Source organism: Bradyrhizobium nivariense (assembly GCF_029846695.2).
Classification (GTDB): domain Bacteria; phylum Pseudomonadota; class Alphaproteobacteria; order Rhizobiales; family Xanthobacteraceae; genus Bradyrhizobium.
Genome location: NZ_JARWCR020000133.1, coordinates 1 through 7,466 on the forward strand (window position 1 = coordinate 1; position 7,466 = coordinate 7,466).

Annotated in this window: 8 protein-coding genes; 6 read left to right on the plus strand and 2 right to left on the minus strand. The window is 59.9% G+C overall.

The features are described from left to right. The first annotated feature begins 114 nt into the window (after positions 1 to 114). The 4 genes from QCM77_RS44905 to QCM77_RS44920 are packed head-to-tail and all read left to right on the plus strand — an operon-like array spanning position 115 to position 3,329. A complete protein-coding gene (locus QCM77_RS44905; protein WP_279659752.1) occupies positions 115 to 1,221 on the plus strand; it encodes a cupin domain-containing protein in 1,107 nt (368 codons plus the stop codon). 43 nt (positions 1,222 to 1,264) lie between these two features. After that, positions 1,265 to 2,173, plus strand: a complete 909-nt coding sequence (locus QCM77_RS44910; RefSeq protein ID WP_280097020.1) for a fumarylacetoacetate hydrolase family protein — start codon at positions 1,265 to 1,267, stop codon at positions 2,171 to 2,173. Further along, positions 2,173 to 2,610: an acyl-CoA thioesterase gene (locus QCM77_RS44915; protein ID WP_279689396.1), complete on the plus strand. Its 438-nt coding sequence runs from the start codon at positions 2,173 to 2,175 to the stop codon at positions 2,608 to 2,610. Before QCM77_RS44910 ends, QCM77_RS44915 begins: the two co-directional genes overlap by 1 nt. After that, positions 2,607 to 3,329 carry a hypothetical protein gene (locus QCM77_RS44920; protein WP_279689397.1) on the plus strand — a complete coding sequence of 241 codons (723 nt, stop codon included), beginning with the start codon at positions 2,607 to 2,609 and terminating at the stop codon, positions 3,327 to 3,329. Before QCM77_RS44915 ends, QCM77_RS44920 begins: the two co-directional genes overlap by 4 nt. A gap of 148 nt (positions 3,330 to 3,477) precedes the next feature. On the opposite strand, the gene QCM77_RS44925 is transcribed toward QCM77_RS44920, so the two are convergent. Continuing rightward, a complete protein-coding gene (locus tag QCM77_RS44925) occupies positions 3,478 to 3,987 on the minus strand; it encodes a DUF2867 domain-containing protein (protein WP_279689398.1) in 510 nt (169 codons plus the stop codon). A 285-nt stretch (positions 3,988 to 4,272) separates the two neighbouring features. Further along, entirely contained in the window at positions 4,273 to 4,542 is a 270-nt protein-coding gene (locus QCM77_RS44930) for a cyclase (protein ID WP_279689399.1), read from the minus strand. Between the two features lie 420 nt (positions 4,543 to 4,962). Between QCM77_RS44930 and QCM77_RS44935 the strand changes: the two genes are divergently transcribed. Both QCM77_RS44935 and QCM77_RS44940 read left to right on the plus strand, forming a co-directional pair. Further along, the gene (locus QCM77_RS44935) at positions 4,963 to 5,370 is read left to right on the plus strand and encodes a hypothetical protein (RefSeq protein WP_279689400.1); all 408 of its coding nucleotides are present in this window, start codon (positions 4,963 to 4,965) and stop codon (positions 5,368 to 5,370) included. A gap of 417 nt (positions 5,371 to 5,787) precedes the next feature. Next, entirely contained in the window at positions 5,788 to 7,269 is a 1,482-nt protein-coding gene (locus QCM77_RS44940) for a sulfatase family protein (protein WP_279689401.1), read from the plus strand. Positions 7,270 to 7,466: the final 197 nt, after the last annotated feature.

Consider the following 7,466-nt stretch of genomic DNA (forward strand, 5'->3'; position numbering starts at 1 on the left):
GCCGACCTCCCCCGCAAGCGGGAGAGGTTGAGCACCACCGTGGCCCGATCAGCTCTCAACCATACTCATTTGCTCTAGCCGGTTGAAGCCGAAAGACAGGACTTGGAGGATAGGATGCGCGAGAACGTCGTCGGTCGGGCCAATGTCGAGGACACGCCCGAGCTCAAGGCCTATTACAAGGACCTCGAAAAGGTCGAAGCCGGCGCGCTCTGGACGGTCGCCAACAAGATCGAGCCGTGGGCGCCGCAATCGGCGTCTGTTCCCGTGCTCTGGCGCTACAACGATCTGCGCGAGCACGTGCTGCGGTCGGTCGAGCTGGTCTCGCCGGAGAAGGCGGGACGCCGGGTGATCTATCTCAACAATCCCGGCCGCCGCGACGTCTCGGCCGCGGTCGGCTGGCTCTATTCGGGATTGCAGGTGATGCACCCCGGCGAAGTCGCCACGGCGCATGCGCATTCGGCGTCCGCCTTGCGCTTCATCATGGAAGGGTCGGGGGCCTACACCGTCGTCGACGGTCACAAGATGACGCTCGGGGCGCGGGATTTCGTGCTGACGCCGAACGGCACCTGGCACGAGCACGGCGTCGAAGGCAACGGCTCGGTCTGCATCTGGCAGGATGGGCTCGACATCCCGCTCGTCAATGCGCTGGAGGCGAATTTTTTCGCGGTCCATCCGAGGGTTCAGCAGGAAGACTCCGGCTATCCCGTGGACGACATGACCAGGACCTGGGGCAATCCCGGTCTTCGCCCGGCCGGCTCGAAATGGTCGAAGGGCTATTCCCCCATGTTCAAATATGAGTGGGAGCCGACCTACGATTCCTTGCGGAAATATGCCGCCGCGACCGATGGGTCGCCTTACGACGGCATTCTCATGAACTACGTCAATCCGGTCACCGGCGGCCACGTGATGCAGACGATCGGCGCCAGCATGCAGTTGCTGAGGCCGGGCGAACGAACGAAGTCGCATCGGCACACCGGCAGCTTCATCTACCAGGTGGCCAAGGGCCGTGGTTATTCGGTGATCGGCGGCAAGCGCTTCGAGTGGGAGGAGCGCGACATCTTCTGCGTTCCGTCCTGGGCCTGGCACGAGCACGGCAATGCGTCGGACAGCGAGGACGCCTGCCTGTTCTGCTTCAACGATCTGCCCGTCATCGAAAGTCTCGGCTTCTACCGGGAAGAGGCCTATGGCGACAATGCGGGCCACCAGCCAGTTGCCGCCTGACGTCCCCACACAGAATTCAACCGAAAGAGCCGGATAAAGCTTCATGCGCCTTGTTACCTACACCCTGGGCACCAGCGGTGCCCGCCTCGGAGTCCTTGTTGACGGATTGGTTGTGGACGTCGAGCACCTCGGTGCGTCGCTCGGCTTTGCATGGCCGAGCGACATGCTGTCGTTGATCGACAACAGCGTGACACTGCTGCCGGCGCTCAAGGAGTGCCTGGAGACCGCCAATGGCCGTTTCCCGGCCGGCTCCGCCGTTCCGGTCGAGGATGTGAAGCTGCAGGCGCCGATCCCGCGTCCGCGAAAGAACATCTTCGGCATCGGGCTGAACTACCGCGCACATGTCGCGGAGTCCGCCAAGAGCCTGGATACGGACAAGGATCTGCCGAAGCAGCCGGTCGTCTTCTCCAAGCCGCCGACCTCCGTGATCGGTCCGGGTGCGGCGATCCAGCACAACGCGAAAATGACGCAGCAGCTCGACTGGGAAGTCGAGCTCGCCGTCATCATCGGCAAGACCGCGACGCGCGTCGCGACCGAGAAAGCGATCGACCACGTCTTCGGCTATTCGGTGATGATCGACATTTCCGCGCGCGACAATCGCCGCGCCGGCCAGTGGATCTTCTCCAAGGGCATGGACACCTATGCACCGTTCGGCCCGTGCATCGTCACCGCCGACGAGATTCCAGATCCGCATGACCTGCGGCTCTGGCTGACGAAAAACGGGGTCATGAAGCAGGACTCCAACACCAAATACATGATCTTCGACATTCCGGTGCTGATATCAGACATTTCATCGGGCATGACACTCGAGCCGGGCGACATCATCGCGACCGGAACGCCCGAAGGCGTCGGCGCCGGCAGGACTCCCCAGGAATGGCTGTGGCCGGGCGACGTCGTGGAGGCTGGAGTCGATGGCATCGGTGTCATCCGGCACCCCGTCGTCGCGATCTGATGACGTCGTTCTCGTTCGACCGCGAGCTGAGGTTCGGCGACTGCGACCCCTCCGGCATCGCTTATTTTCCGTCCTACCTGAACATCCTCAATGGCGTCGTCGAGGATTTCTGGGCGGCGATCGGGTTTCCGTGGCCGCAATTGATCACGGTCCGCAAGATCGGCACGCCCACGGTGCATCTGACCTGCGATTTTTCCCGGCCGTCGAGGTTCGGTGATCTCCTGACGTTCAGCTTGCGCATCGTCCGGGTGGGCGGATCATCTCTCCATTTGGAGCATGTCGTCTCGGGCGCAGATGGCAGGCGCTGGCGCGCCCGCCAGATCCTTGCCGCGACCTCGCTGGTGGATCACCATGCGATTCCATGGCCCGATGATATTCGCGCCGCGCTCGTGCCACATGTGAGCGTGGACGAAGGCGCTGAGGCAACACCCGCATGATCTCGCTTTTCATCACATTCTCCGATCCGGCAGGCGAACGGCGGCTTCATCCCGATGAAATTGCCGCCGTAGTGGAGCTGGCCGGATCAATCCCGGAGATGACCGAAGGCGTGCTGTTCACGCCGCTCGAACAGTCGGTCGATCATCCCTTCAAAGCCGATGGCTCCGGCCCTGTGTTTGCGCTTCAACTGCGGTTTCCCGACCTGTTCGCGTGCGAGGCGGTGATGGACCGTGGCGGCGTCCTCGCCAGCCTTGCGACAGGTGCCGGACTATCCGGCCTCACCGGATTGGACGTCACCCATCAGGTGATGCTGACGCGCTCGTTTCCGGTCGACGTTGCCGAGCACCCGCCGGGCACGGTCACTCCATGCAGCTACCTCGTGCACTATCCCGGCCCGGCCGAGGACATGAACGCCTGGAACCTGCACTACCTGGAGCATCATCCATCGATCATGCGGACCTTCCCCAACGTCCGCCAGATCGAAATCTACACCCGCGTCGATTGGATCGACCGGCTGCCGTCGCAGCGCGTCGAGCACATGCAGCGCAACAAGCTGGTGTTCGACAGCCCGGAAGCCCTCGCGCACGCGCTCGCCTCCGACGTGATCAAGCGCATGCGCGCGGACTTCGTGAAATTCCCGCCGTTCGCAGGTGGCAACAAGCATTTTCCGATGCTGACGCGGGTGGCCATGGCTAGGCCTAGCGAACCGAGAGCGTGAATAAATTCAGATGAACCGCCAGATGTGCTTTGGCGCTCCTTTCAGACTCGGATTACAGGTCACCGCACGTCGCTAAAGGGCCAGAGGCAGACTCGTTCGTCGACCGCTAATGGCGGACTACAGCCAGTCGCGACCGCCAAAGCAATGCTTAAATCTTCATTGCTCTTGCCGCCTGTTCTAAACTGGCCGGCACAATCACGCGATGAAACGGCGCTATCGTCGTAAGATAGATACGCCCCAGTCGGTTATGGCAATGCACGACGGTACCCGCGACCAGCTCGCGCCCATTTGCTGCATCGGCGCGAAGTTGGATGGTGACGCGGAAGTCGAGATGCCAGTCATCCGCGCCCAGTACCAACTCCGTCGCGCTCTTTGACAGCACTGGGAAGAAGCCGATAACCGGCCCACGCGCCGCTGCGGCAAGACCGACGGTGCGCGACGATTTGACGGCGACTGTCGCCATCACCACATCACGGACACGCGTGAGCGCACGAATCCACCACGGCTGTCGCTCGAGCGCGGCGCGTGCCAGCACCTCTACATCATCGCTGGCCCCCGCCGGCAGTTGAATTGCAAAGGCATCCAAAAGGTCCGCGCCCGCGTAGAGCGGCGCGAGCACGCTGTTGCTGGGCATGGGCACGGCGCGCGCTTTGGTCATGCGATCAGGTACCCGATGCTGGGGAGGGGCGTAGCGCAGTTGGCGTTGCGGACGATCTTGCCGCCGTAGTCCCTTTTTATATCCACGCGCTCTGCATCGCAACAATCCTGCGGCGCACATGTCTCAGTTGGGTCGTTCGCGTCGGTTCGGCCGGAGCATGGCGACTTCCGGTCAACCTCGGTGAACTGACATTCTCAGGATGGGCGGGCATGTCTCAAACGGGCCAACAGGCGACATGGCACCACCACAGCAAAACAATCCCGGCACTTGGCCGGGATCGATACTTCACGCCTTGTTCGTAAACCAAATCGTTGGAGCTCCCGCCACTCCCGCATTCTGCATGGCATTCTTCAATTCAGCACTCTCCGCGAAGGCTTGCGCAGCTTCAATCGTGGCGAACTCGTGAGTTACTGTGATGTCATTGGGATTTTCGGCTGCTCGGTAGACAGCCTCGGCTGTTACGCCCTTCGCCTTCTGAACCGGAGCAAAATCGTCGTAAACTGTCCGCCAGGTCTTGTAGTCGGAAACCGTGTGTCTAACAAACATAGTCGTCATCAGATGTTCCTCCCAGACTGGTCGTAACAATCTTTCCACGAACGCTTGAACTCGACGCCAATAGGTCGTGGCCGCGCACTTACTGCGACAGTGACACTGACTTGCGTATTCAGTTGGTCGCAGTGTGAAGTTGCTGACACCGGGGTCTGACCTTCAGGCCCTAAGCAAACTGAGGCATTATGCCTCTTGGGCGAAACACCCATTTCTAGGGCGCGTCCAGTCTCGTAGAATGTGGTTGCCCCTGAAGCGGGATGTGCCGAAGTCACCGTTCGGGACGAACGAGCAGTACTAGCGCTGTCGGCAGGTACGCTACCCTAAGAGACCGCCCCCTTTTCGGTTTCACACCCCGATTTCACATTCACATTCCACACGCGCGCAGCGTTTTGCGGCGGCTTGTTGCAGTAACCTAGGAGAAAAGCGATGAGCAAGATCGATCGAAGGTCAGTGTTGGGAATCGGAATGGCAGCGGCTTCCGCGGCCATGATGAAGCCGGCCGCCGCTCAAACCACGGCATACAAGGATACGACGCCCTGGCCGGGTGTCGTGGTGCGTGAATATGAAGGCGAGACACCATCACTGATCCCCGGCTTTAAGACCGTCTCGATGCGCGACATCATCATGCAGCCGGGATCGAAGACCATGGGGCCCCCGATGATGAATGCCATGGTCTGCCATATTACCGAAGGAGAGCTTCGGCTTGAGCAGGACGAAAAGATCTTTACAGGCAAGAAGAATTTCGTCTGGACCTGCAACAAGGACACAAAGGAGCAGGCGTTCAATGATGGGAACGTGGTCGCGATTATGCGGATCACGGACCTGAAGGCTTAAGGCTCGTTTCTTCGCAAGAAATCGAATGTAGGAGCGAATGGCGCACTCGACGGCGCGCGCCTTTCGCGTGCAGGACCGCTACGCGCCGATCGCGTCGGTTTGCCCTCTGACGTGGACTTCCGGGTTGCGCCGAATTCCGGATATGTCGCTGCGCCAACCGACGCGATGGGCCACACTCGGACGCTAGTCAGGCACTCGTGTCGAATGATTTAGTCGATACAACAGACATTAAGTTCATCTTCTCAGAGGCGGCTAATCGCCGCCCTTCGACGATCGATTGGGCACGCTTTCCCGTTACCAGTAGGTGTAAGTTGCGAACGGACCCTAGAGTGGTGCTGGCTTCGCATATTTTGACGAAGCGATGCAAGCTGATGACAAATGAGCGATTTTCTTCAGTCCGGCTAGGAGAAATCATCCATGGTCCAGCAGAGCGCAATTTCTCGTCGTCGATTCGTCCAAACGACTGCCGTGAGTTCGTTGGCGCTCGCGGGAATGGGCCGGATCGGTCCTGCCGGGGCTCAAACGATGCGGCCGAACATCGTCTTCATCCTTGCGGATGACCTCGGCTACGCGGACGTAAGCTGCTATGGTCAGCGGGACTATACAACGCCGAACATAGATCGGCTGGCCGCCGAGGGGTTGAAATTCACACAGGCATATTCCAATTCGCCTGACTGCTCTTCGACGCGCACGGGCTTGATCACTGGTCGCTATCAGGCTCGCTTGCCGCTTGGGCTCGAAGAGCCACTTACTTCTTTGAGTCCGAAAGGGATTGGCTTGTCGCCAAGCCACCCCACGTTACCATCACTGCTGAAGAAAGTCGGGTATGGCACGACTTTAGTCGGAAAATGGCATCTTGGTGATCTGCCGGATTTCAGTCCGCTGAAAAGCGGCTATGACCAGTTTTTCGGAATACTCGGCTGCTGCGCCGATTATTTCAATCATGGGGGGGAAGCCTCACAAACGTACGTACTACCGTTCCCAGGACTCGCGCATCAACTCTACGAGCAGGAGGTGCCGGTCGAGCGCCATGGTTACATGACAAACCTACTCGGCGATCGAGCGGTGCAGACCCTTGAAGGTTATGCGAAATCGAAAGAGCCGTTCCTGTTGAGTCTGCATTTCACCGCGCCGCATTGGCCATGGGAGGGACCGGACGACGAGGCTGAGTCAAAGCGGATCAGGAGCATTATGCACCGCGACGGCGGCTCACAGAGAACTTATGCGGCGATGGTGCAAAGTCTGGATGCCAATATCGGTCGTGTGCTGCAGGGTTTAGACGCGAGCGGTCTCGCCAGCAACACCATTGTCGTTTTTACCAGCGACAACGGCGGCGAACGATTCTCCAATGTGTGGCCATTCTCCGGCATGAAACACGAATTGCTCGAAGGTGGCATTCGCGTTCCCGCGATTGTGCGCTGGCCGGCCCGGATTCCAGCGGCAGTCGTGTCCGAACAGGTCATGATAACGATGGACTGGATGCCGACCTTGCTAGCCGCCGCCGGCACTTCTCCGGACGTGGGTTATCCATCCGATGGTGAAGACCTCGGACAAGTCTTGACTACCCGCATTGAGCCGCATCCTCGGAAGTTGTGCTGGCGCTATAAGGCTGGATCGCAGCGCGCCATCCGCGCAGGCGATCGGAAGTATTTGCGGATAGCTGGAAACGAGTTCCTCTTTGATCTTGCGAGAGACCCACGTGAGAGGGCCAACCTCAAGGACCGGGAGAAAGACGTGTTCGAGCGGCTGAAAAGCGATTGGGAGGCTTGGGACGCCACCATGCTGCCGGAACGGCCTCGGCCGGCGAACTACGCCCACCCCGGTAACTTCGTGGCTGACCACTATGGCGTCACCAACTCGGCGCCGGTGACCCCGACGACCAATACCTCCGCGAAGTGATTATTGACTTGAGGGTGTGAGGCGTAGGCCACTAGGCTCTGGTCAGTCTTGGCTTGGAAAATTGATGTCCGCTTCGGGTCCAGGCTGTGTAAAAACTCCGTCGATGCTATGATTCTCTTGCTGAATCGCGGGGGGAATTGATGCGGGGTTTCGTTCAAGGGGTGGATCGCCAGCAGACGACGTTGCTGCCGGAATGC

Coding starts and splice junctions, on each gene's coding strand:
- QCM77_RS44940 (WP_279689401.1), top strand. CDS start 5,788: ATGGTCCAGCAGAGCGCAATTTCTCGTCGTCGATTCGTCCAAACGACT.
- QCM77_RS44915 (WP_279689396.1), top strand. CDS start 2,173: ATGACGTCGTTCTCGTTCGACCGCGAGCTGAGGTTCGGCGACTGCGAC.
- QCM77_RS44930 (WP_279689399.1), bottom strand. CDS start 4,542: ATGACGACTATGTTTGTTAGACACACGGTTTCCGACTACAAGACCTGG.
- QCM77_RS44910 (WP_280097020.1), top strand. CDS start 1,265: ATGCGCCTTGTTACCTACACCCTGGGCACCAGCGGTGCCCGCCTCGGA.
- QCM77_RS44935 (WP_279689400.1), top strand. CDS start 4,963: ATGAGCAAGATCGATCGAAGGTCAGTGTTGGGAATCGGAATGGCAGCG.
- QCM77_RS44920 (WP_279689397.1), top strand. CDS start 2,607: ATGATCTCGCTTTTCATCACATTCTCCGATCCGGCAGGCGAACGGCGG.
- QCM77_RS44905 (WP_279659752.1), top strand. CDS start 115: ATGCGCGAGAACGTCGTCGGTCGGGCCAATGTCGAGGACACGCCCGAG.
- QCM77_RS44925 (WP_279689398.1), bottom strand. CDS start 3,987: ATGACCAAAGCGCGCGCCGTGCCCATGCCCAGCAACAGCGTGCTCGCG.